The organism is Kitasatospora sp. NPDC032757 (assembly GCF_055579305.1).
The window spans coordinates 1-21,823 of sequence record NZ_JBVINN010000072.1 but is presented as its reverse complement, the minus strand read 5'-3'; the positions used below and the strand labels follow the sequence as shown (position 1 = coordinate 21,823).

17 protein-coding genes and 1 pseudogene are annotated in these 21,823 nt (G+C 74.0%); 14 read left to right on the top strand and 4 right to left on the bottom strand.

Annotated elements, in window-relative coordinates; translation table 11 throughout:
* Window positions 1-252 precede the first annotated feature (252 nt).
* Window positions 253-1,602 carry an acyltransferase family protein gene (locus ACZ5WK_RS39240; protein WP_465555202.1) on the top strand — a complete coding sequence of 450 codons (1,350 nt, stop codon included), beginning with the start codon at window positions 253-255 and terminating at the stop codon, window positions 1,600-1,602.
* Window positions 1,603-1,767: 165 nt separating this feature from the next.
* On the opposite strand, the gene manA is transcribed toward ACZ5WK_RS39240, so the two are convergent.
* Window positions 1,768-2,967, bottom strand: a complete 1,200-nt coding sequence (gene manA, locus ACZ5WK_RS39235; protein WP_465555200.1) for a mannose-6-phosphate isomerase, class I — start codon at window positions 2,965-2,967, stop codon at window positions 1,768-1,770.
* 316 nt (window positions 2,968-3,283) lie between these two features.
* On the opposite strand from manA, the gene ACZ5WK_RS39230 reads away from it, so the two are divergent.
* The 4 genes and pseudogenes from ACZ5WK_RS39230 to ACZ5WK_RS39215 all read left to right on the top strand — a co-directional run bounded on the left by ACZ5WK_RS39230 (window position 3,284) and on the right by ACZ5WK_RS39215 (window position 7,409).
* Window positions 3,284-4,045, top strand: coding sequence for a polyprenol monophosphomannose synthase (locus tag ACZ5WK_RS39230; RefSeq protein ID WP_396324322.1), 762 nt, complete (start codon window positions 3,284-3,286; stop codon window positions 4,043-4,045).
* Between the two features lie 171 nt (window positions 4,046-4,216).
* Window positions 4,217-5,188 carry an MBL fold metallo-hydrolase gene (locus ACZ5WK_RS39225; RefSeq protein ID WP_465555198.1) on the top strand — a complete coding sequence of 324 codons (972 nt, stop codon included), beginning with the start codon at window positions 4,217-4,219 and terminating at the stop codon, window positions 5,186-5,188.
* Window positions 5,189-5,232: 44 nt separating this feature from the next.
* Window positions 5,233-6,201 (top strand): annotated as a pseudogene (locus ACZ5WK_RS39220) (NTP transferase domain-containing protein).
* 5 nt (window positions 6,202-6,206) lie between these two features.
* The gene (locus ACZ5WK_RS39215; RefSeq protein WP_465555204.1) at window positions 6,207-7,409 is read left to right on the top strand and encodes a molybdopterin molybdotransferase MoeA; all 1,203 of its coding nucleotides are present in this window, start codon (window positions 6,207-6,209) and stop codon (window positions 7,407-7,409) included.
* Between the two features lie 24 nt (window positions 7,410-7,433).
* Here ACZ5WK_RS39215 and ACZ5WK_RS39210 read toward each other — a convergent pair whose 3' ends face one another.
* The gene (locus ACZ5WK_RS39210) at window positions 7,434-8,423 is read right to left on the bottom strand and encodes a potassium channel family protein (protein ID WP_465555196.1); all 990 of its coding nucleotides are present in this window, start codon (window positions 8,421-8,423) and stop codon (window positions 7,434-7,436) included.
* Between the two features lie 216 nt (window positions 8,424-8,639).
* Here ACZ5WK_RS39210 and ACZ5WK_RS39205 point away from each other — a divergent pair, with 216 nt between their 5' ends.
* The 6 genes from ACZ5WK_RS39205 to ACZ5WK_RS39180 all read left to right on the top strand — a co-directional run bounded on the left by ACZ5WK_RS39205 (window position 8,640) and on the right by ACZ5WK_RS39180 (window position 15,891).
* Window positions 8,640-9,203, top strand: coding sequence for a YbaK/EbsC family protein (locus ACZ5WK_RS39205; RefSeq protein WP_465555194.1), 564 nt, complete (start codon window positions 8,640-8,642; stop codon window positions 9,201-9,203).
* 127 nt (window positions 9,204-9,330) lie between these two features.
* On the top strand, window positions 9,331-10,308 hold the full coding sequence (locus ACZ5WK_RS39200; protein ID WP_465555192.1) for an NAD(P)H-quinone oxidoreductase: 978 nt from the start codon (window positions 9,331-9,333) through the stop codon (window positions 10,306-10,308).
* A gap of 148 nt (window positions 10,309-10,456) precedes the next feature.
* Window positions 10,457-11,521 (top strand): hypothetical protein, encoded by a 1,065-nt coding sequence (locus ACZ5WK_RS39195; protein ID WP_465555190.1) that lies wholly within the window; start codon window positions 10,457-10,459, stop codon window positions 11,519-11,521.
* Window positions 11,522-11,684: 163 nt separating this feature from the next.
* Window positions 11,685-12,293: a bacterial proteasome activator family protein gene (locus tag ACZ5WK_RS39190; protein ID WP_465555188.1), complete on the top strand. Its 609-nt coding sequence runs from the start codon at window positions 11,685-11,687 to the stop codon at window positions 12,291-12,293.
* 313 nt (window positions 12,294-12,606) lie between these two features.
* On the top strand, window positions 12,607-14,004 hold the full coding sequence (locus ACZ5WK_RS39185; RefSeq protein WP_396324316.1) for a protein kinase domain-containing protein: 1,398 nt from the start codon (window positions 12,607-12,609) through the stop codon (window positions 14,002-14,004).
* Window positions 14,005-14,115: 111 nt separating this feature from the next.
* On the top strand, window positions 14,116-15,891 hold the full coding sequence (locus ACZ5WK_RS39180) for a protein kinase domain-containing protein (RefSeq protein ID WP_465555185.1): 1,776 nt from the start codon (window positions 14,116-14,118) through the stop codon (window positions 15,889-15,891).
* 9 nt (window positions 15,892-15,900) lie between these two features.
* On the opposite strand, the gene ACZ5WK_RS39175 is transcribed toward ACZ5WK_RS39180, so the two are convergent.
* Both ACZ5WK_RS39175 and ACZ5WK_RS39170 read right to left on the bottom strand, forming a co-directional pair.
* Window positions 15,901-16,989 carry a phosphotransferase gene (locus tag ACZ5WK_RS39175; RefSeq protein WP_465555183.1) on the bottom strand — a complete coding sequence of 363 codons (1,089 nt, stop codon included), beginning with the start codon at window positions 16,987-16,989 and terminating at the stop codon, window positions 15,901-15,903.
* 96 nt (window positions 16,990-17,085) lie between these two features.
* On the bottom strand, window positions 17,086-17,760 hold the full coding sequence (locus ACZ5WK_RS39170) for a response regulator (protein WP_465555181.1): 675 nt from the start codon (window positions 17,758-17,760) through the stop codon (window positions 17,086-17,088).
* Window positions 17,761-18,139: 379 nt separating this feature from the next.
* Here ACZ5WK_RS39170 and pdhA point away from each other — a divergent pair, with 379 nt between their 5' ends.
* From pdhA to ACZ5WK_RS39155, 3 genes are read left to right on the top strand one after another with little or no spacing between them, the layout of a single operon-like run.
* Window positions 18,140-19,294, top strand: a complete 1,155-nt coding sequence (gene pdhA / locus ACZ5WK_RS39165) for a pyruvate dehydrogenase (acetyl-transferring) E1 component subunit alpha (RefSeq protein WP_396324312.1) — start codon at window positions 18,140-18,142, stop codon at window positions 19,292-19,294.
* Complete coding sequence (locus ACZ5WK_RS39160) at window positions 19,294-20,268, top strand: alpha-ketoacid dehydrogenase subunit beta (RefSeq protein WP_465555178.1); 975 nt, start codon at window positions 19,294-19,296, stop codon at window positions 20,266-20,268. The genes pdhA and ACZ5WK_RS39160 overlap by 1 nt, the downstream gene beginning before the upstream one ends.
* 14 nt (window positions 20,269-20,282) lie before the next feature.
* Complete coding sequence (locus tag ACZ5WK_RS39155; RefSeq protein WP_465555176.1) at window positions 20,283-21,710, top strand: dihydrolipoamide acetyltransferase family protein; 1,428 nt, start codon at window positions 20,283-20,285, stop codon at window positions 21,708-21,710.
* The last annotated feature ends 113 nt before the right edge of the window (window positions 21,711-21,823 follow it).

The following is a 21,823-nucleotide window of genomic DNA, read 5'->3' as shown; positions in this document are numbered from 1 at the left end:
AAAACGCTCGGCTGGAGAACTCCAGCCGAGCGCCTGCGTGATCTACTGGCAACCGCATAGGCCATCAGGTGTTGCGAGGACTACTAGAGACCACCCCGTCCGACGGTCGCTCCGGGGGGCTTCGCCGTGCACGGGCCGGGCGGTGGGGCCGGTGCTCCGGGAACGATGGGTTCCGGTGAATGAGCTACTGTCCTCGCCGTGACTCAAATACGTCTACGGCTTCCCGGTAGAGCCGGGGGAACTACGCGAGGGGTGGCGGCCGTAGGAGCCGGGGCCCGGCTGGGGTGGCTGGACGCGCTGCGCGGACTGGCCGCCCTGGTGGTCGCGTTGCACCACTTCGGCATCCTCGAGATGCTGCCGTTCGGCGGCGCGATCTGGTGGCACTTCGACCTGGGACTGTACGGCGTGATGCTGTTCTTCCTGGTCAGCGGTTACATCATCCCGGCCTCACTGGAACGTCGGGGTGACGTCCGGGCGTTCTGGGTGGGGCGCCTGTTCCGCATCTACCCGGCGCTGATCGCCACCTTCACGGTGTCGATCATGATGCTGCCCAAGGGTGACGGATCGGTGGCGCTGTTCCGCACCGGCCACAACCTCATCTCGCTGGTCGCCAACGCGACGATGCTCCAGGACATGCTGAACGTGGTCAACGGCATGGGCGTGACCTGGACCCTCACCTACGAGATGATCTTCTACTTCCTCGTCACCGGCCTGTTCACCCTCGGCTGGCACCGGCGCAGCAGCAGCTTCGCCGTCGGCTTCGCCGCCGTGGCGCTGGTGTTCGGCGGTTCGCTCGCCACCGGCACGATCGCCCACGACCTGGGTTCGACCCGCAACCTGGTCCTGGCGGCGGCCCTGATCGTGCTGATGGGCTTCGCCTGCATGCTCAGCGGCAACCCGGTGCTGACCCGCACCGGCGCGGTGCTGGTGGCCGCGCTCGGGGTGGTGCTGCTGCTCAACAACAGCAGGGCGCCGGTCTTCGAGACCCTGCTGATCTTCGCCACGATGTTCGCCGGCACGGTGCTCTACCGGGCCGAGCACGGCCAGATCGACCGCATGCAGGCGTGGCTCTGCTGCGGGTTCGTGGTGGTCGCGGGGGTGGCGATCGGCTGGATGTACAACCGCAACGGCGTGGAGCAGAACACCTGGAACTCGGGCTGGATCGCCTGGTCGACGTCGTACACCGGGGCCTGGGCCACCTTCCTCGGTGCGATGGCGCTGCGCAAGCGGCGGTTCCCGAAGGTGCTGACCTGGCTGGGCGCGGTCAGTTTCTCGCTGTACCTGATGCACGTGCCGCTGCTGCACACCATCGCTCCGCTGCTGGCGCACCCGGCTCCGACCACGACGGGTGCGAAGACGCTGTGGGTGGCGGAGTACCTGGCCATCGCGCTGGCCGCCGCCTACCTGATGTACCGGCTGGTGGAGCTGCCGTTCCAGAAGCTGGGGCGCAAGGTGCTGAAGGCGGTCGAGCGGCGGTTCCCCGGCGGGCCTCCGGCCGCACCGGAGGGCGCCGCCCGCCCGGCGGCGGTACCGGCGGCCGCCGAGCCCGTCCGGGTGCCGGCCGAGGTCGGTGCCGGAGCGGGCGGGCCCGGCGCGAGCTGACTCCCGGCGCGTGAACGAAAGCGGGCGGCCGACAGCGTGACAACGCTGTCGGCCGCCCGCTTTCCGTTCCGTGGAGAGCAGCCCGTGGAGCAGCTCGTGGAGCAGCCGTGGAACATCCGGGGGAGTGCCCGGGGGAGTGCCGGGGGAGTGCCGGGGGAGCGGCCGTCAGAGCGCGACGGTGGCGCGGAAGACGGTGGCGTCCACGCCGTCCAGCCGGGTGCCGGTGCCGGTCGCGGGGAGGAAGACGGACTCGCCGCGGGCGAGGTCCAGCGTGGTGCCGTCGGCGGCGGTGAGCCGGGCGGTGCCGGCGGTGCAGAGCAGGATCTGCGGGGCGTGGCCGCCGATCTCGCGCTCCCGGCCGTCCAGGGTGAAGCGGGAGAGCCGGAACTCGTCGATCGGGACGGGGTAGAGCTCCTCGCCGGGGGTGCCGTCGACCGCGGTCGGGACGAGCAGGTCCGGGGCGCCGGGGGTGAATTCGACCACCTTGAGCAGCTCGGGCACGTCGATGTGCTTGGGGGTGAGCCCGGCCCGCAGCACGTTGTCGGAGTTGGCCTGCAGCTCGACGCAGACGCCGTGCAGGTAGGCGTGCGGGACGCCGGCGCCGAGGTAGAGGGCCTGGCCGGCCCGGAGCCGGATGGCGTTGAGCAGCAGCCCGGCGATCAGGCCGCGGTCGCCGGGGAAGCCGTGGGTGATCCGGGTGTACAGCGCGTACGGGCCGTCCGGGTCGCCGGCGGCGGCCTTGTCCACCGCCTCGGCGGTGTCCCGGACGGCGGCCGCGGCGGTGGCGTCGTCCATGGTGAGGACGGCCACCAGGGCGGTTCGCAGGGCCTCGGACTCGTCCTCGGCGCCCAGCAGGGCGATCAGCGGGTCGAGCGCGGGCACCTGGAGGCCGGCTATCAGGGCGGCCGCGTCGGCGGGGGCGCGGAATCCGCAGAGGCCGTCGAACTCCTCGAGTGCGCAGATCAGTTCGGGCTTGTGGTTGGCGTCGCGGTAGTTGCGGTGCGGGGCGTCCAGCGGGATGCCGAGGGCGTTCTCCGCGGCGTATCCGGCCCGGGCCTGGTCGAGGGTCGGGTGGGCCTGGATCGAGATCGGGATGCCGGCGGCGAGGATCTTGAGCAGGAACGGCAGGGTCGGGCCGAACCGGGCCACGGCGGCGGCGCCCAGTTCGCGCTCGGGGTCGGCGGCGATCAGCTCGTCCAGCGGGCGCGGCCCGGTGCCCCGGTCGGCGCGGGAGGGATCGCCGGGGTGGGCGCCCATCCACAGCTCGGCCTGCGGTTCACCGGTCGGTTCCTGCCCGAGCAGCTCGGGGAGTGCGGTGACCGACCCCCAGGCGTACGGGCGGACAGTGTTGATGAGCCTGTCCATAGGCGCGGTCCTGCTCCTCTGCTGCAGTGGCTGGTGGGCCGGATCGCCGGTTCGCCGGCGGACGGCCCCGGCGGGCGGGTGGTCCGGGCAAAGGCTGGGCATCGACCCTAGCCGACCGGTGCCGCCACCGGGGAAACGGCCGGGGCGGGCGGGGAGTGCCGTAGCCGTACCGGCGGTCCGAGGGCGCGGTAGTAGGATGCCAGGACGCAGTGGTTTCCACAGTGGGGACCGGTCGGCGGGGCGCCGACGGGGACTGCGTTCCAGAGTGCGGGCAACGGTGACTGGCACTTCCCGCCACCGGCCGAGAGGTTTGTACGTGACCGTGAACCAGCAGAGTTTTGCTGATCTCGGCAGGGTGCTGGTGATCATTCCGACGTTCAACGAGGCGGAGAACGTCGAGCGGATCGTCGGCCGGGTCCGCGCTGCGGTGCCCGAGGCACACGTCCTGGTCGCCGACGACAACAGCCCCGACGGCACCGGTGAGCTGGCCGACAAGCTGGCCGCCGAGGACCGGAACGTGCACGTCATGCACCGTCTGGGCAAGGAAGGCCTGGGCGCCGCCTACCTGGCCGGGTTCGCCTGGGGCATCGAGCACGGCTACGACGTCCTGGTCGAGATGGACGCGGACGGCTCGCACCAGCCCGAGGAGCTGGACCGGCTGCTGGGCGCGCTGCGCGGCGCCGACCTGGTGCTCGGCTCGCGCTGGGTGCCGGGCGGCCGGGTGGTGAACTGGCCGAAGTCGCGGCTGCTGCTCTCGCGCGGCGGGTCGACGTACTCGCGGCTGATGCTGAACGTGCCGATCCGGGATGTCACCGGCGGTTACCGGGCGTTCCGCAAGGAGACGCTGCTCGGCCTGGGCATGGACGAGGTGGCCTCGGCCGGGTACTGCTTCCAGGTCGACCTGGCGTGGCGGACGGTGAAGGCCGGCTTCAAGGTGGCCGAGGTGCCGATCACCTTCGTCGAGCGCGAGCTGGGCGCCTCCAAGATGAGCCGCCACATCGTGATCGAGGCGCTCTGGCGGGTCACCGCCTGGGGTGTCTCCGACCGGATCGCCAAGCTGACCGGCCGCAAGGGCTGACACGGCCGCGAGGGCCGAGGAGCTCGCCGCGGGGACGCGAGCCCGCCCTGCGGTGGCGGACACGACCGGGAAGGCGCGCCCCGCCGGGCGCGCCTTCCCGGCATTCGGCGGGTGGTACTCCCATGCTGTAGGGCGCAGGAAGTCCGACCGCCGAAGCAGAGGGAGCAGCCAGTGACGTCGTCCCCGCCCGAGGACAGCGCCGGCGCGGAGCGCGCGGACGCCGTGGACGGCACCGGCGCCGGCGCCCGGACGAACGCGGCCGGAGAGGCGCCGGCGGCCCGTCCGCTGGAGGTCGCCGTCTTCACCGGCCCGGAATCGGCCTTCTTCGCCACCTCCACCCTGATCCTCGGCGAGCGCACCGCGATCCTGGTCGACGCCCAGCTCACCCGCAGCGCCGGCCGTGAGCTGGCCGAATGGGTGGCGGGCAAGGGCCGCCGGCTGCTGGCCATCGTCATCACCCACCAGCACCCCGACCACTACTTCGGCGCCGAGGAAGTGCTCAGGCTCTTCCCGGACGCGCAGCTGCTCGCCGCCCCGGCGGTGGTGGACGGCATCCTGCGGACCGCCGCCGCGAAGGTCGCCCAGTGGAAGCCCGTGTACGGGGACGACATCCCCGACCACCCGCTGGTGCCCGCCCCACTGCTGCCCCAGCCGCTGATGGTCGACCGCCAGGTGATCCCGGTGCTGCTGTTCGGCCAGGGGGACTGCGGGGACTCCACCGTGGTGCACGTGCCCAGCATCAGCACCGTGATCGCCGGGGACTTCGTCTACAACGGCACCCACGTCTGGACCGCCGACACCACCCCGGCAGAGCGCACCGCCTGGGGGCGCAACCTCGGCCGGATCGCCGAACTCGGCGCCGAGCGGGTGATCGCCGGCCACCGGGCACCCGACCAGGGCGACGAGGCGGCCCGGGTGCTCGCCTTCACCGGCGAGTACCTCCAGGACTTCGACCGGCTGCTGGCCGAGCACCCGGCCGACCCGGAGGCGCTGGCCACCGCGATGAACGAGCGGTACGGGGAGCTGACCCTGCCGGCCATTCTGGAGCTGAGCGCCGCCGCAAACACCGCTCGCCACCGGGACGCGGAGGAGGACGACGGGATCGTCGACGCCGAGATCGTCGAGGACGAGCCCGAGGACTGAACCGGACGGGCCGACCCGCGGCGTTCGCGGCGGATACTGGCGGCATGACGCCGTACGACGTGATCGTGCCGGCCGGGGGCGCCGCCCGTCGGCTCGGCGGAGTGGACAAGCCCGGCCTCACCGTCGGCGAGACGACCCTGCTCGACCGCGTGCTCACCGCCTGCGCCGGCGCCCGGACCACCGTGGTGGTCGGCCCGGCCCGGCCCACCACCCGCACCGGCGTCCGCCGGACCCGCGAGCAGCCGCCCGGCGGCGGGCCGGTGGCGGCCGTCGCGGCCGGCCTCGCCGAGGTCACGGCCGGGACGGTGCTGCTGCTCGCGGCCGACCTGCCGTTCCTGGACGAGCGGACCGTCCACCGGCTCGTCACCGCCCTCGCCGAGGCGGACCAGGGCATCGAGGCCGCCGTCCTGGTCGACGCCGCCGGCCGCGACCAGCCGCTCGCCGCTGCCTACCGCACCGCCGCCCTGCGCACCGCGCTGGCCGCCCTCGGCGACCCGGCCGGCCTCCCGCTGCGCCGCCTGACCGGCGGTCTGCACACGCTGCGGCTGGCCGACACCGACGACGTCACGTACGACTGCGACACCTGGGAGGACCTGGAGCGCGCCCGCGAGCGTGAGGGGTCCGGGGGCCCGTGAGTCAGTGCTCACCCGCTGCCTCACGGGCCCCGGACCCCCGCGTGAAGGAATCGACGCGCGGCGCTCACCGGGCAAACACCTCGGCGAAACCGGTGATCAGGCAGCATGGGGCTCATGGAGCGCACGCTGGATGACTGGATCGCCGAGGTCGGGACCGAGCTGGGGATCGACCTGGACGTCGACGTCCACGGACTTCTCGACCTCGCCCGGGTGGTCGCGCACGGGGTGGCCCGGCCCGCCGCGCCGCTGACCGCCTTCCTGGTCGGCTACGCCGCCGCGCAGCGGGGCGGCGGCCCGGAGGCGGTCGCCGAGGCGTCCCGGCGGACGGCCGCGCTGGCCGAGCGCTGGGTGGCGGCCGCGGGACCGGAGCAGCCGTGAGCACCATCGAGGAGGCACTCGTGCTCGGCCGCAGCCCCGCCGGTCCGCCGACGCTCACCTGGGCGCAGGCCCGGGAGACCGCCCGCCGGGCCGGGCTGCACCCGCTGCCGCCCGAGCGGCTGGACCTGGCCGACGCGCTCGGCCGCACCCTCGCCGAGCCGCTCGCCGCGCTCACCGACCTGCCCGCCTTCGACACCTCGGCGATGGACGGCTGGGCCGTCTCCGGGCCCGGCCCCTGGCGGGTCGCCGGCCGGCTGCTGGCCGGGGAGCCGGCCGTGGAGCCGCTGGCCGACGGCGCCGCCGTCGAGATCGCCACCGGTGCCCAACTGCCCCCCGGCGCCACCGCCGTGCTCCGGCGCGAGCACGGCGAGCGGGACGGGGCGCTGCTGCACGACCGGACCCCGGGCTCGCTGACCACCGGTCAGGACGTCCGCCCGCGCGGCCAGGAGTGCCGCCGGGGAGAGGCGCTGCTCGCCGCCGGAACGCCGGTCGGCCCGTCCGTCCTGGGCCTGGCCGCGGCCTGCGGCCACGACCGCCTCGCCGTCCGGCGCCGCCCGGTGGTCGAACTCCTCGTCCTGGGCGACGAACTGCTCGGCTCCGGACTCCCGCGGCCCGGCCTGGTCCGGGACGCGCTCGGCCCGCTGCTGCCGCCGTGGCTGCGCGCGGCCGGCGCCGAGGTGGGCGCGGTGCGCGCCGTCCGGGACGACTTCGGGCTGCTCCGGGACGCCGTCCGGCACTCCACCGCCGACGTGGTGGTCACCACCGGGGGGACGGCCGCCGGGCCGGTCGACTTCCTGCACCGGGCGCTCGCCGAGGCCGGCGCCCGGCTGCTGGTGGACGGGGTCGCCGTCCGCCCCGGCCATCCGATGCTGCTCGCCGAGCTCCCGGGCGGCCGCCACCTGGTGGGCCTGCCCGGCAATCCGCTGGCCGCGGTGGCCGGAACCGTCACGCTGGCCCTGCCGCTGCTGCACGCCCGCGGCGGCCGGTCGACGGGCGAGCCGGTGCTCGCACCCGCCGCCGTCGACCTGCCCGGCCACCCGGCGGACACCCGGCTGCTGCCGGTCCGCCGGACGCTGCGCGGCGTCGTCCCGTTGGCCTTCGACGGCCCGGCGATGCTGCGCGGACTGGCCCGTGCCGAGGCGCTCGCCGTGGTGCCGCCCGGCGGGGTGGCGGCCGGTGGAGCACTGGAGCTGCTGGACACCCCCTGACCGCCGTGCGCCCGGCTCCCGGTCTCAGCCGGCGCGCGTGACGGCCGGCCTGATGGTGATGACCCGGTCGGTGAGCTGGAGGGTGGCGGCCTCGGGATCGGTGTAGTTGAGCACCCGCCGGCCGCGCACCACCGCGACGACGAGGTCCGTGCACTCGCGCGGGCTGTGCCCGGCCTCGGCCCGGGTGACCGGTCGCTCGTGCATGTCGAGGCCGGTGCCGTAGGTGAGGAGGTCCTCCATCACCGCGCCGGTGGTCGGGCTGAGCATCGACATGCCGAGCAGCCGGCCCGCCGAGCTGGAGCTGGTGACCACGACGTCGGCCCCGCTCTGCCGCAGCAGCGGGGCGTTCTCGTCCTCGCGGACGGCGGCGACCACGGTGGCGGCCTTGTTGAGCTGGCGCGCGGTCAGGGTGATCAGGACGGCGGTGTCGTCGCGTTCGGGGGCGACGACCACCCGGGAGGCGCGGGGGAGTTCGGCGCGCAGCAGGGTGTCGGTGCGGGTGGCGTCGCCGACCACGCCGACCAGGCCGTCGAGGGTGGCCTGCTCGATCACCTTGCGCTGCGGGTCGACGACCACGATCTCGTCCCGGCGGACGCCCTGGCCGAGCAGGGTGTCGACGGCGCTGCGGCCCTTGGTGCCGTAACCGATCACGACGGTGTGTTCCCTCACTGCGGACCTCCAGCGTCCGATCCGCCACTGCCGGCGGGTGCGTTCGGTGAGCACTTCGAGCGTGGTGCCGACCAGGATGATCAGGAAGAGCACACGCAGCGGGGTGATCACGAAGATGTTGGTGAGCCGGGCGCTGTCGCTGAACGGGGTGATGTCCCCGTACCCGGTGGTGGAGAGCGTCACGGTGGCGTAGTACGCCGCGTCGAGGAAGCTCAGGCCTCCGCCGGCGTTGTCGTTGTACCCGGCGCGGTCCAGCCAGACGATCACGGTGGTGGCCACCAGCACGGCGAGCGCCAGCAGCAGACGTCCGGACACCTGGCGCATCGGCGCCCGCGGTTTCCGCATCGGGAGGATGACCCGGTCACCGGCCTCGACGTCGGACTCAGCCCGGCCGGTGCGGCGTCCCGACAGGCGGTGCCGGAGGCCGGTCTCGTGTGGCCCGGAGGGCTGCTCACCGTTCGTCACCCACTCAGGATGGCGTGGATGCCGCGCGGCGTGAGCCCGAGGTGGGTGCCTGGGCGTGTCGGTGCCCGGTTGTCGCCGGTGGTTAGAGTCCGGGGCATGACTGAGCAACCGCAGCCCCCGTTCGGCAGGTTCGAGTCGGTCGCCCCGGCGCTGGACGTCCGCGACCTGCTGGCCGGGCCGGTGGCCGACGCCCTGGAGAACTGGGACGACCGGGAGGCCGCCCGGTCCGTGCTGTACGTGGACACCGATCCGGAGAAGGCCGACACCGCGGTGTTCTGCGAGACCTACGACGTGCCGCCGGAGGTCTCGGCGAACTGTGTGGTGGTCGCCGCCAAGCGCGGCGGGGAGACCACCCTCGCCGCCTGCCTGGCGCTCGCGCACACCCGGGTGGACGTCAACAAGGCCGTCCGCAGGCACCTGGAGGCGCGCAAGGCCTCGTTCGCGCCGATGGACACGGCGGTGGCGCAGAGCGGCATGGAGTACGGCGGGATCACCCCGGTCGGACTGCCGGCCGGCTGGCCGCTGCTGGTCGACGCGGCGGTGGCCGCCGCGCCGTACGTGCTGGTGGGCAGCGGGCGCCGCCGGGGCAAGCTGATCGTGCCGGGGCGGGTGCTGGCCGGCCTCCCGGGCGCCGAGGTGCTGGCGGAGCTGGCCGGCTGAGCCTTCGGCCCGGTGGCGTCCGTTCCGTGCGTCCCGGTGGCCGACTGGGCGGCGGGGGCGGCGGGTTGAGACTCCCGGCCGCGCGGGGCGCCCCCGCGCGGCGGGCGCCACGCAGTAGCTTCGGGGCATGCATGCGATGACGATTCCTGAACCCGGCGGGCCCGAGGCACTGGTCTGGGCCGAGGTGGCGGACCCGGTGCCCGGCGAGGGCGAGGTCCTGGTCGAGGTGGTGGCCACCGCGGTCAACCGCGCCGACCTGCTCCAGCGGCAGGGCTTCTACAACCCGCCGCCCGGCAGCTCGCCGTACCCCGGGCTGGAGTGCGCGGGCAGGATCGTCGCCCTCGGGCCCGGGGTGGCCGGCTGGGCGGTCGGCGACGAGGTCTGCGCGCTGCTGGCCGGCGGCGGGTACGCGCAGCTGGTCGCGGTGCCGTCCGGGCAGCTGCTGCCGGTGCCGAAGGGCCTCACCCCGGAGGAGGCCGCCGCACTGCCCGAGGTGGTCTCGACGGTCTGGTCCAACGTCTTCCTCACCGCCCATCTGCGGCCGGGCGAGACGGTGCTGCTGCACGGCGGCGCCAGCGGCATCGGGACGATGGCGATCCAGCTGGCCAAGGCGGTCGGCGCCCGGGTGGCGGTGACGGCGGGCAGCGCGGAGAAGCTCGCCCGGTGCGCCGAGCTGGGCGCGGACATCGTGATCAACTACCGCGAGCAGGACTTCGTCGAGGTGCTCCGGGAGGCCACCGACGGCGCCGGGGCGGACGTGATCCTGGACATCATGGGCGCCAAGTACCTGCAGCGGAACGTGGACGCGCTGGCGGTCAACGGGCGGCTGGTGATCATCGGGCTGCAGGGCGGGGTGCAGGGCGAGCTCAACCTCAACACCCTGCTGCGCAAGCGCGGCGCGGTGATCGCGACCAACCTGCGCGGACGGCCGCTGGCCGAGAAGGCCGCGATCGTGGCGGCGGTGCGTGAGCACGTCTGGCCGCTGGTCGAGTCCGGGGTGGTCAAGCCGGTGATCGACCGGGTGCTGCCGCTGACCGAGGCCGCCGCCGGGCACCGGGTGCTGGCCGACGGCGAGCAGGTCGGCAAGGTGGTGCTGCGGGCCTGACGGGGGCGGCCCGGGGTGCGGGGGTGGCGGGACGGTTGGTGCACAGTCGTTCGAAATGCCCGGAATGCCGGATTGTGTGAATCTGGTCGGGAGCTGTCCCGCCGCCGACCCCGCCTGTGCGCGGTCGGCCGTCGGAAGGACCTCGACCGTGGCCGCACCTTCGAAGACGTTCCTCGGGCCGCTGCCCGCCGCGCCGTCCTGCCGCTGTATCCGGGCCCTGGGCCGTCCCCTCCGCCGGGACGCCGGCCATCGCCGGGGTGGCCGCCGCCTGCGGCTGCTGCTGACGCTGGCGGCGCTCGGGCTCGCCGTGCCGCTGGGCGTCGCGCCGGTCGCGGTGGCGGCTTCGGGGGTTCCCTCGGACCCGCCGGCCGGGGCGGGGACCTCCTTGATGTCCGGGGTGCGGTCCGAACCCTCCGAACCCTCCGAACCCTCCGAACCCTCCGTGCCCTCCGTGCCCTCCGTGCCCTCCGTGCCGGCCGTGCCGTCGGGGCCGTCGGGGCAGACCGAGCCGTCCGCGCCGTCCGCGCCGTCCGCACCGACCGGGTCGTCCGGGCCCGGCAGCGGACCGGCCACCGGGCCCGGCCGCTCCGGCTCGCCGTCCGCGGGGGCCACGACCGTCTCCCGGTCCCCCGAGGCCTCGCCGCTGCCGGCAGGCACACCGACGGGCACGACGGGCGCGGCGCCGTCGCCGACCGGCACGTCCGCACCTGAGCCCGCGCCCTCGGCGAGTGCCGCCCCGGGCCCGGTCGCGCCGCCCTCGCCGGAGGACTCCGGCCCGGCCGCCGCGCCGCCGCAGCACCAGGGGGTCCGCCCCTGGCCGGCCGCCGGCGGTCCCTGGGTGGACGTGGCCGGGCACCGGCACCGGCCGGCGTCGGCGCCCGAGCGCCCCGACGCCGCTCCGGACCGGACGCCGGACCGGGCGCCCGCGCAGGCCCCCGACCGGCTGCCGGACCGGGCGCCGGGCCGGCAGGCCGAGGCCGATCAGTCCCAGGCCGCGGCCGTGCCCGACGCCGACGCCCCGGCCGACGACGCCGCCGCCGACACCGCGACGCTGGCGGCCGGCCAGGCCGCCCAGCAGGCCGCCGCCACCGGCCCGGCCGTCGTCCCCGCCCGCTGGGGCGACGCCTCGACGCTCCAGCTGCCGCTGGGCGCGGGCCTCGGCCTGATCGGCTGCGGCCTGGGGTTGATCGGCCTGCGCCTGCGCAAGGGCTGAGCCCGGGCGGGTCCGCTCCGCCCCCGCGCGCGAACTGAGTATCCGTACGGATACCGGGAGACCGCGCGGGGGCGTACCGTCGTGCCCGGGCGGGCGGAACGGCCGGTGACGGCGCGACCGGGGGCTTCCGTCCGACCAACCCCAGTGAGGGAGAATGTTGTTCATGACGAATCCGATGAACGAGCGCTCGCCGCAGGAGCTGTACCAGGCCATGGGCGGGCAGTCGCAGGACGGCCAGAAAGTGCTGATCGTCGGACCGGACGGGCTGCCGGTGGGCCAGGGTTTCGCCGGCCCGACGGGGGACGACGACGGTGACGGGCCGCGTGAGCTCCCGGTGACGGAGATGGTGGAGCAGCCGGCCAAGGTCATGCGGATCGGCAGCATGATCAAGCAGCTGCTGGAGGAGGTCCGGGCGGCTCCCCTCGACGAGGCCAGCCGTGCCCGGCTGAAGGACATCCACGCCAGCTCCATCAAGGAGCTGGAGCTCGGCCTGGCCCCCGAACTGGTCGCCGAACTGGAGCGGTTGTCGCTGCCGTTCACCGAGGACTCCATCCCCACCGAGGCCGAGCTGCGGATCGCGCAGGCCCAGCTGGTGGGCTGGCTGGAGGGGCTGTTCCACGGCATCCAGACCGCGCTGTTCGCCCAGCAGATGGCGGCGCGGGCGCAGCTGGAGCAGATGCGCCGGGCGCTGCCGCCCGGTCTGCACGGCGGCGAGGTGGAGGGCGAGGAGCCCGGCGAGGGCCGCGGCATCCGCTCCGGCCCGTACCTGTAGGCCGTCACCCGCGGCCCGTACCCGGGACGGCGCCGGGCCCGGTCGGGGGCGGCAGGTCGGACGTACCGCCACGACCCGGGCCGGACGGACGACCGCACGCCGTACCACCGGGTAGTGGATCGCAGCTCGGACACAGTGTCGGCCCTGCGCCGATCACTGTCGCCGTGAGCCGATACCCTGAGCCCCTGTCGTCGCCGGGCGAGCCGCCGCGACAGGGGCGGGCAGGCCGACGGGCCGGGCCCGCAGCACGCACGGACGAGACCGAACGTCACGGTTGCGGCGGCAGGGCCGCGCCGAGGGGGAGCAGAGGACCATGAGCGAGCACGGCAACGCGGCGGTCGAGGGCCACTCCCTGGGCAACGGCAGGTACGTGCTGCAGCGGGTGCTCGGCGAGGGCGGCATGGCCTCGGTGCACCTCGCCTACGACAACGTGCTGGACCGCCAGGTCGCGCTGAAGAGCATGCACGCCGAGCTGGGCCGCGACGACACCTTCAAGGAGCGGTTCCGCCGCGAGGCGCAGTCGGTGGCCCGGCTGGAGCACACCAACATCGTCACCGTCTACGACAGCGGCGAGGACATCGCCCCGGACGGCTCCAGCACCCCGTACATCGTGATGCAGCTGGTCGACGGCAAGGGCCTGCGGGACGCGATCAACGACGCGGTCGCGCAGTACGGCGCGATGCCGGTCGAGGAGGCGCTGCGGATCACCGTCGGCGTGCTGAACGCGCTGGAGGCCTCGCACGACCAGGGCCTGGTGCACCGCGACATCAAGCCCGGCAACGTCATGTTCGACCGCAAGGGCACCGTCAAGGTCATGGACTTCGGCATCGCCCGCGCGCTGGACAGCGGCGTCACGTCGATGACCCAGACCGGCATGGTCGTCGGCACCCCGCAGTACCTCTCGCCCGAGCAGGCGCTCGGCAAGCCGGTGGACGCCCGCTCCGACCTCTACTCGGTTGGGGTGATGCTCTTCGAGATGCTCACCGGCCGGCTGGTCTTCGACGGCGACTCGGCGTTCTCGATCGCCTACAAGCACGTGCAGGAGGAGCCGTCGGCGCCGTCCAGCATCAACCGGGCGGTCAGCCCGGCGGTGGACGCGTACGTCGCGCAGGCGCTGCGCAAGGATCCGGCGCACCGGTTCCCGAGCGCGGCGGCTATGCGTGACGAGGCCGAGCGGCTGATCGCGGTGGAGAAGGGCGGCAACGGCAACGCGCTGGCGGCCAGCACCCCGCTGCTGATCACCGACGGCCCGCGCTCGGCGCACGCCGCCCCGCAGGCCCCGCAGACCCCGCAGCCCTTCCAGCAGCAGTTCCAGACGCCGCCGCCGGCCTTCCAGACCCCGTCGCCGCAGCCCTTCCCGCAGCAGTTCCAGACGCCGCCGCCGGCCTTCCAGACGCCGCCGCCCGCGTTCCAGACCCCGCCGCCGGCCTTCCAGACCCCGCAGCCCTTCCCGCAGCAGGCGCACACCCCGCCGCCGCAGCCGATGCCGCCGTTCCAGCCCGCCCCCGCGTCGAACAGCGGCGGCTGCTCCACGGCGCTGGTGATCGTCGGCATCATCATCGGCGTGATCGTGCTCGCGATCATCATCATCGCCATCGTGGTGACCAGGGCCGAGAAGAGCAGTAGCAGCGCCACGAGCCCGCGCGGCGCCGAGCGGACCGCCACGGTTCTCCACCTGGACACCCCGGCCGACCGGAATGGCCTGCTCTGATGCAGCCTGCCCGAATCGGGCGTGCTACGGGGGACGGCCGGAGGCGGTAGCGTTCGGGGACACGAAGCGACAGGGCACCGCGATCCGAGCGAAGGCCCGGGGCGAGGAGCGATGGCACAGACGCAGCATCCGGACGACGACGAGGGTGCCCGGGCGGCCGGTGGTGCCCCGCAGGCGCCCGGCGCCGGTGGCGACAACGCCGCCACCACTGCGCTCCCGCCGTTCGGCGGCGGCCCGCAGACGCCCGGCCGCGGCACCGCGGCCCCGCTCGGCACGGTCGGTGACGGACGTTACCGGCTGACCCACCGGCTCGGCCGTGGCGGTATGGCCGAGGTGTTCGCCGCGCAGGACATCCGGCTCGGCCGGACCGTCGCCGTCAAGCTGCTCCGTGGCGAGCTCGCCCAGGACGACATCGCCCGGCTGCGCTTCACCCGCGAGGCACACGCCGTCGCGGCGCTCAACCACCACTCGATCGTCGCGGTCTACGACACCGGCGAGGAGTACGTCGGCGACGAGTCGACGCCGTACATCGTGATGGAGCTGGTCGAGGGCCGGACCGTCCGCGAGCTGCTGGTGGACGAGGAGGCGCCGCCGGTCGACCAGGCGCTGATCATCATCGCCGGGGTGCTGGAGGCGCTGGCCTACAGCCACCGGCACGGCATCGTCCACCGCGACATCAAGCCGGCCAACGTCATCATCACCACCACCGGCGCGGTCAAGGTGATGGACTTCGGCATCGCCCGCGCGCTGACCGGCACCGCCAGCACCATGACCCAGACCGGCATGGTCATGGGCACCCCGCAGTACCTCTCGCCCGAGCAGGCGCTCGGCAAGCCGGTCGACCACCGCTCCGACCTGTACGCGGCCGGCTGCATGCTCTTCGAGCTGCTGACGCTGCGCCCGCCGTTCACCGGCGACACCCCGCTCTCGGTGGTCTACCAGCACGTGCAGGACATGCCGGTGCCGCCGTCGCAGGCCAACCACCGGGTGCCGGCCGGGCTCGACCCGCTGGTGCTGCGCTCTTTGGCCAAGAACCCGGACGACCGGTTCCAGGACGCCGACGAGTTCCGCGCCCACCTCCAGCACGCGCTGCGCGAGATGCACGGCGCCGGCGGGGCCTGGGCGGCCGGCGCCGCGGCGGCCGGGCTGGCGGCCGCGGGCCAGGGCCATAGCGGCGCCACCCCGATGATCGGCACCGACGAGACGGCCGTGCTCGGGGCCGGCTCCGGTGTGCCGGGCGACCCGACCGCGATGCTGCCGTACCAGGTGCCCGGCGGCCCGCACACGCCGTCCGCGCCCTACCAGGGCGTCGGCGGACCGTATGGGGGCGGCAACGGCCCGGGCGACGGGGACGACGGCGACGGGCACGACGACGGCCGGCGGCGCGGGCCCTGGGGCTGGGTGGCCGGCGCCGTGGCGGTGCTGGTCGCGGCGGGCGTCGGGATCGCACTCGCGCTCAGCGGCGGCGACGGCAACCCCAACCAGAACCCGAAGCCCAGCACGCCGGCTTCGGTGGTCGTCACGCCGGAGACGACCGCGCCCTCCACGGGCCCGACCCTGACCACGGCGCCGACCGTGCCGACCACCAGCCGGCGGCCGCAACAGCCGACCGACAACAACAACAGCAACCAGAGCCCGCCGGCCGGCCAGTCCCCCAAGCACACGCCGCCCCCGACCCCGACGGGCAGCGCGACCAAGACGCCGACGCCGACCCCGACGTCGAGCGGCACGCCCACGGGCGGGGCGAGCAGCACCCCGCCGACCGGCGGGGCGACCGGCACGGCGACGACCGGCACCGGGGGCGGCGGGGCGACGGGCACCCAGGCGCCGCCGCCCACGAAGCCCGTGACCCCGCCGGTGACCCCGCCGGCCGGCGGCGGGAACTGACCTCCCGGGTCAGTTGGCGAAGGCGTCCAGGACCTGCTCGTACTCCTGGCACCACCACGCCAACTGGCCCGCCGAGGCGGGGTAGAGCGGGTCGGCCCGGTGGTCGGCCCGCTGGTAGCGCCACTGGAGCATCCAGAAGTCGTTGAGCCGCTCCCACCAGACCCGGTGCACGGCGGCCGCCAGGTGCTCCGCTCCGGCGGCCCCGGTGGCCCGGTAGGCCTGCGAGTAGTGCCGGACCCGGACCAGGTCGAGCACCCCCGTCGTCCGGTCGTGGAAGACCAGGGTGGCGGCGCGGACGGCCTCCTCGGCGCGAGGCTGCACCCCCAGCTTGTCCCAGTCCAGGACGGCGGAGATCCGGCCGTCCCGGTGCAGCAGGTTGAGGCCGTGGAAGTCGCCGTGCGTCCAGCCGGTGGGCGGGGCGGCCTGCGGGGCCGGCCGCCGGTGGGCGTACTCGGCGAGCAGCTCCAGCCGTTCGGTGAGGCGTCGTTCGACCAGTGCGTCCAGTTCGTCGTGCGGGCGGTGCTCGTGGGCGCGGCGCCGTAGGTCGCGGGCGAGTGCGGCGCTGTCCAGCGGGTCGGCGCTGCGGTAGCCGGCCGGCTGTGCGACCGGGGCGCAGACGTCGTCGAGTGCGCCGTGCAGGCGGCCGAGCAGCGCGCCGAGTGCGTCGCACTGCGGGAGGGAGAGGTCGGTACCGTGCCGGTGTCGGCCATCCACCCAGGGGAAGAGCGCGAACAGCCGGCCGCCGAACGCGGCCACCGTGCCGGCCCGTTCGGCACAGCCCAGCGGGGGCGCGACGGGCAGTCCGAGGGCGTGCAGCGCGGCCATCGCGCGGTGGTGGCCGGCGATCGACCGGTGGTTGGCGGTGGCGGCGTCGACGTAGCACTTCAGGAAGTACGTCCCGGCCTCGGTGGTCACGCGGTAGCCCCGGTTCAGCAGGCCCTCGGCGACCGGCTCGGCGGTCATCAGCCGCCCGACCCGGTAGCGGCGCAGGACTTCCGCCAGGGCGGCGTGCGGGACGGGCGGGCTGAGGGTCCCTATCGGGGGAGCGGAGAGGTCGGGGCGGGCCGGGGCGCAGGCAAGGGTCTGGCTGAAAGTCACAGCCTGAGGTTAGGGCCCCCTGGCTGGGGTCCTTGACAAACAGTCAGTTCTCTGCATTGGGCGCGATCGCGCGGCCGGCGGGAGGGTGATGCCGGGTCAGTGGTGCTGGTCGGCCTGGTGCTGGTCCGCCTGGTGCCGGGCCACGTAGGCCGCGGCCTGGGTGCGCCGCTCCATGCCCATCTTGGCGAGCAGGCTGGAGACGTAGTTCTTCACCGTCTTCTCGGCGAGGTGCAGTTCGTTGCCGATCTGGCGGTTGGTCATCCCCTCGCCGATCAGGTCGAGGATGCGCCGCTCCTGCTTGGTGAGCTGGGCCAGCCGCTCGTCCTCCTTCTCGCCGCCGTTGCGCAGCCGCGCCAGCACCCGGCTGGTGGCGACCGGGTCGAGCAGCGACTTGCCGGCCGCGACGTCCCGGACGGCGGTGATCAGGTCGGTGCCGCGGATCGCCTTCAGCACGTAGCCGGAGGCTCCCGCCATGATCGAGTCGAACAGCGCCTCGTCGTCCGAGAACGAGGTCAGCATCAGGCACTTGATCTCCGGCAGCCGGGAGCGGATCTCCCGGCAGACCTCGACGCCGTTGCCGTCCGGCAGCCGGACGTCCAGCACGGCGACGTCGGGGTGGACGGCGGGGATCCGGGTGATCGCCTCGGCGGCGGTGCCGGCCTCCCCGACCACTTCGATGTCGTCCTCGACCGAGAGGAGATCGTGGACGCCCCGCCGGACCACCTCGTGATCGTCGAGCAGGAATACCCTGATTTGTCCGTTATCAGTCACCCACAAAGCCTCCCATATCACCGTACGAAAGACCTATCGCCCGCACCGCCACGGGATCGTGATCCGGCCAGACCGGCGGAAACCGATGCCGGTAACCCCCTTACGTACGGGCCTTCGCCCGGATAACGTGCGCAGGTGTCCTGAAGGCGACCGAATTGAGAGCTGCGCCACACCCGCAGTTGTAGACCCTGAACAAGTAGGACGTCCTAGCGCAAGCGCGCCAAGGGCTGCCGCTGGGTAACGTTCTCGTGAGGGACGCCGTCGGAAAAGGATCACCACCTGCCTCGCAGTCGGTGCGCACACCCACGCGCGCCCCGCGAGGCGGTGACCGGACCGGTCACCGGCGACCCCGGGCGGCCGGACAGACCGAGGAGTGAACGTGACCGTCAAAAGCACGGCGAGGGCTCGCAAGAAGGCGGCCCCCGGCGTCCCTGACACCCTCCGCGCCACGGGTACGGACGCCCAGCCGGAGCTCGTACAGCTGCTCACCCCGGAAGGCGAGCGGGTCGAGCACCCGGACTACCCGCTCACCGTCACCCCGGACGAGCTGCGCGCCCTCTACCGCGACCTGGTGCTGGTGCGCCGGTTCGACGCCGAGGCGACCTCGCTGCAGCGCCAGGGCGAGCTGGGCCTGTGGGCCTCGCTGCTCGGCCAGGAGGCCGCCCAGGTCGGCTCCGGGCGGGCCATGCGCACCGGCGACTACGCCTTCCCCACCTACCGCGAGCACGGCGTGGCCTGGTGCCGCGACGTCGACCCGCTGAACCTGCTCGGCATGTTCCGCGGCGTGAACCACGGCGGCTGGGACCCGAACGAGAAGAACTTCCACCTCTACACCATCGTGATCGGCGCGCAGACCCTGCACGCCACCGGCTACGCGATGGGCATCACCAAGGACGGCTCCGACGACGCGGTGATCGCGTACTTCGGCGACGGGGCCTCCAGCCAGGGCGACGTCAACGAGGCCTTCACCTTCGCCTCGGTCTACAACGCCCCGGTGGTCTTCTTCTGCCAGAACAACCAGTGGGCGATCTCCGAGCCCACCACCACCCAGACCAAGATCCCGCTGTACCGCCGCGCCTCCGGCTTCGGCTTCCCCGGCGTCCGGGTCGACGGCAACGACGTGCTGGCCTGCCTGGCCGTCACCCGCTGGGCGCTCGACCACGCCCGCAGCGGCAACGGCCCGGTGCTGATCGAGGCGTTCACCTACCGGATGGGCGCGCACACCACCTCCGACGACCCGTCCCGCTACCGGCCCTCCGAGGAGACCGAGGCCTGGAAGGCCAAGGACCCGATCACCCGGCTCAAGGCGCTCCTGGAGAAGGAGGGCCTGGCCGACGAGGAGTTCTTCGCCTCGATCGACGCCGAGAGCGAGCAGCTGGGGCTGCGGGTGCGCGAGGGCGTGCGCAGCATGCCGGACCCGGACCCGACCCTGATCTTCGACCACGTCTACGCCGAGCCGCACACACTGGTCGATGAGGAACGGGCCGAGTACGTCGAGTACGCGGCCTCCTTCGAGGCGGGGGAGAACCTCTGATGGCCGGTCAGCTCAGCATCGCCAAGGCGCTCAACGACGCGCTGCGCAAGTCGCTGGAGAACGACCCGAAGACCGTCCTGATGGGCGAGGACATCGGCAAGCTCGGTGGCGTCTTCCGGATCACCGACGGCCTGCAGAAGGACTTCGGGGAGAGCCGGGTGATCGACTCCCCGCTCGCCGAGTCCGGCATCGTCGGCACCGCGATCGGCCTGGCACTGCGCGGCTACCGCCCGGTGGTGGAGATCCAGTTCGACGGCTTCGTCTACCCGGCCTTCGACCAGATCGTCTCCCAGCTGGCCAAGATGCACGCCCGCGCGCTCGGGCACGTCAAGATGCCGGTCACCATCCGCATCCCGTACGCGGGCGGCATCGGCGCGGTCGAGCACCACAGCGAGTCGCACGAGGCGTACTTCGCGCACACCGCCGGCCTGCGGGTGGTCTCCCCGTCCAACGCGCACGATGCGCACTGGATGCTGCGCCAGGCGATCGAGTCCGACGACCCGGTGATCTTCCTCGAGCCGAAGCGCCGCTACTGGGACAAGGGCGAGGTCGGCGACGCCGCCGACCTGGGCCTGTACGACGCCCGGATCGTCCGCCCCGGCGCGGACGCCACGCTGATCGCGTACGGGCCGATGGTCAAGGTCTGCCTGGAGGCCGCCGCGGCCGCCGAGGAGGACGGCCGCCGGCTGGAGGTCGTCGACCTGCGCTCGCTCTCCCCGGTGGACTTCGCCACCCTGGAGGAGTCGGTCAAGCGGACCGGCCGCGGCATCGTGGTGCACGAGGCGCCGGTCTTCCTGGGCATGGGCGCCGAGCTGGCCGCCCGGCTCACCGAGCGGTGCTTCTACCACCTGGAGGCACCGATCCTGCGGGTCGGCGGCTACCACGCGCCGTACCCGCCGTCCCGGGTCGAGGAAGCCTTCCTGCCGGACCTGGACCGCGTGCTCGACGCCGTCGACCGCGCGCTCGCGTACTGAACCGGGGAGCGAAGATGACCACCGAAGTTCGCTCGCTCCGCGAGTTCAAGATGCCCGACGTGGGCGAGGGCCTCACCGAGGCCGAGATCCTCAGCTGGTACGTCAAACCCGGCGACACCGTGACGGACGGCCAGGTCGTCTGTGAGGTGGAGACCGCCAAGGCCGCCGTGGAGCTGCCGATCCCCTTCAACGGGGTCGTCGAGCAGCTGTTCTTCCCGGAGGGCGCGACGGTCGACGTCGGCACCGTGATCATCTCGGTCGCCGTGGCAGGGGAGGCCCCTGCGGCTGCTCCGGCGGCCGCGGCGCCGGCCTCCGCTCCCGCTCCCGCGAAGGCCGAACCGGCCGAGCCGGAGCGGCGCGAGGTGCTGGTCGGTTACGGGCCGCGGACCGGCGGCTCCCAGCGCCGGGCCCGCCGGACGACCACGACCACCGTGGTCTCCGCTCCGGCCGCCCCGGCCCCGGTCGCGCCCGTCGCGCCGGCGCCCGCGCCGGTGGTGCCGTCGCCGGTGGTGCCGGAGCAGCAGAACGGCGAGCGGCCGTTGGCGAAGCCGCCGGTGCGCAAGCTGGCCAAGGACCTCGGCGTCGACCTGCGGGCCGTCACCCCGACCGGCCCGGACGGGGTGGTCACCCGCGAGGACGTGCACGCGCACGCCGCTGCGGCGGCCGCCGCAGCGGCCCCCGTGGCGGAGCCGGTGGAGGCGCCCGCCGCCGCGCCGGTGGCCGTGCCGGCCGAGGCCGCGGGCGACGTCAGGGTGCCGATCAAGGGCGTCCGCAAGGCGACCGCTCAGGCGATGGTGGCCTCGGCCTTCACCGCCCCGCACGTCACCGAGTTCGTCCAGGTCGACGTCACCCGCACGATGAAGTTCGTCCGCCGCCTCAAGGAGAGCGGCGAGCTGGGCCGGGACGTCCGGGTCAGCCCGCTGCTGCTGGTCGCCAAGGCGCTGCTCACCGCCATCAAGCGGCACCCCGAGATCAACGCCCAGTGGGACGAGGCGGCCCAGGAGATCGTCATCCGGGGCCAGGTGAACCTCGGCATCGCCGCGGCGACCCCGCGCGGCCTGATCGTCCCCAACATCAAGGACGCGGGCGGCAAGACCCTTTCGGGCCTGGCGTCCTCGCTCGGCGAGCTGATCGACACCGCCCGCCAGGGCAAGACCTCGCCGAGCGACATGCAGGGCGGCACCGTCACCATCACCAACGTCGGCGTCTTCGGCGTCGACACCGGCACCCCGATCCTCAACCCGGGCGAGGCCGCGATCCTCGCCTTCGGCGCGGTCCGGGAGCTGCCGTGGGTGCACAAGGGCAAGGTGGTCCCGCGTCAGGTGACCACGCTGGCGCTCTCCTTCGACCACCGGCTGGTGGACGGGGAGCTGGGCTCCAAGGTGCTGGCCGACGTGGCCGCGCTGCTGGAGCGGCCCAAGCGTCTGATCACCTGGGGCTGACGACCCCGGAAGCGACGAAAGGGGCCCTTCTCCGCACCGCCGTGCGGAGGAGGGCCCCTTCGGGTTTCCGTGCGTGCCGGTCAGCGCTGGGGACGCAGGCGGCGCACGGCGAT

What these genes read in the sequence shown, in the direction of transcription:
- ACZ5WK_RS39160 (WP_465555178.1), top strand. Translation starts at nt 19,294, where the DNA reads ATGGCCGGTCAGCTCAGCATCGCCAAGGCGCTCAACGACGCGCTGCGC.
- ACZ5WK_RS39180 (WP_465555185.1), top strand. Translation starts at nt 14,116, where the DNA reads ATGGCACAGACGCAGCATCCGGACGACGACGAGGGTGCCCGGGCGGCC.
- ACZ5WK_RS39155 (WP_465555176.1), top strand. Translation starts at nt 20,283, where the DNA reads ATGACCACCGAAGTTCGCTCGCTCCGCGAGTTCAAGATGCCCGACGTG.
- ACZ5WK_RS39185 (WP_396324316.1), top strand. Translation starts at nt 12,607, where the DNA reads ATGAGCGAGCACGGCAACGCGGCGGTCGAGGGCCACTCCCTGGGCAAC.
- ACZ5WK_RS39205 (WP_465555194.1), top strand. Translation starts at nt 8,640, where the DNA reads ATGACTGAGCAACCGCAGCCCCCGTTCGGCAGGTTCGAGTCGGTCGCC.
- ACZ5WK_RS39210 (WP_465555196.1), bottom strand. Translation starts at nt 8,423, where the DNA reads ATGCGGAAACCGCGGGCGCCGATGCGCCAGGTGTCCGGACGTCTGCTG.
- ACZ5WK_RS39200 (WP_465555192.1), top strand. Translation starts at nt 9,331, where the DNA reads ATGCATGCGATGACGATTCCTGAACCCGGCGGGCCCGAGGCACTGGTC.
- ACZ5WK_RS39190 (WP_465555188.1), top strand. Translation starts at nt 11,685, where the DNA reads ATGACGAATCCGATGAACGAGCGCTCGCCGCAGGAGCTGTACCAGGCC.
- manA (WP_465555200.1), bottom strand. Translation starts at nt 2,967, where the DNA reads ATGGACAGGCTCATCAACACTGTCCGCCCGTACGCCTGGGGGTCGGTC.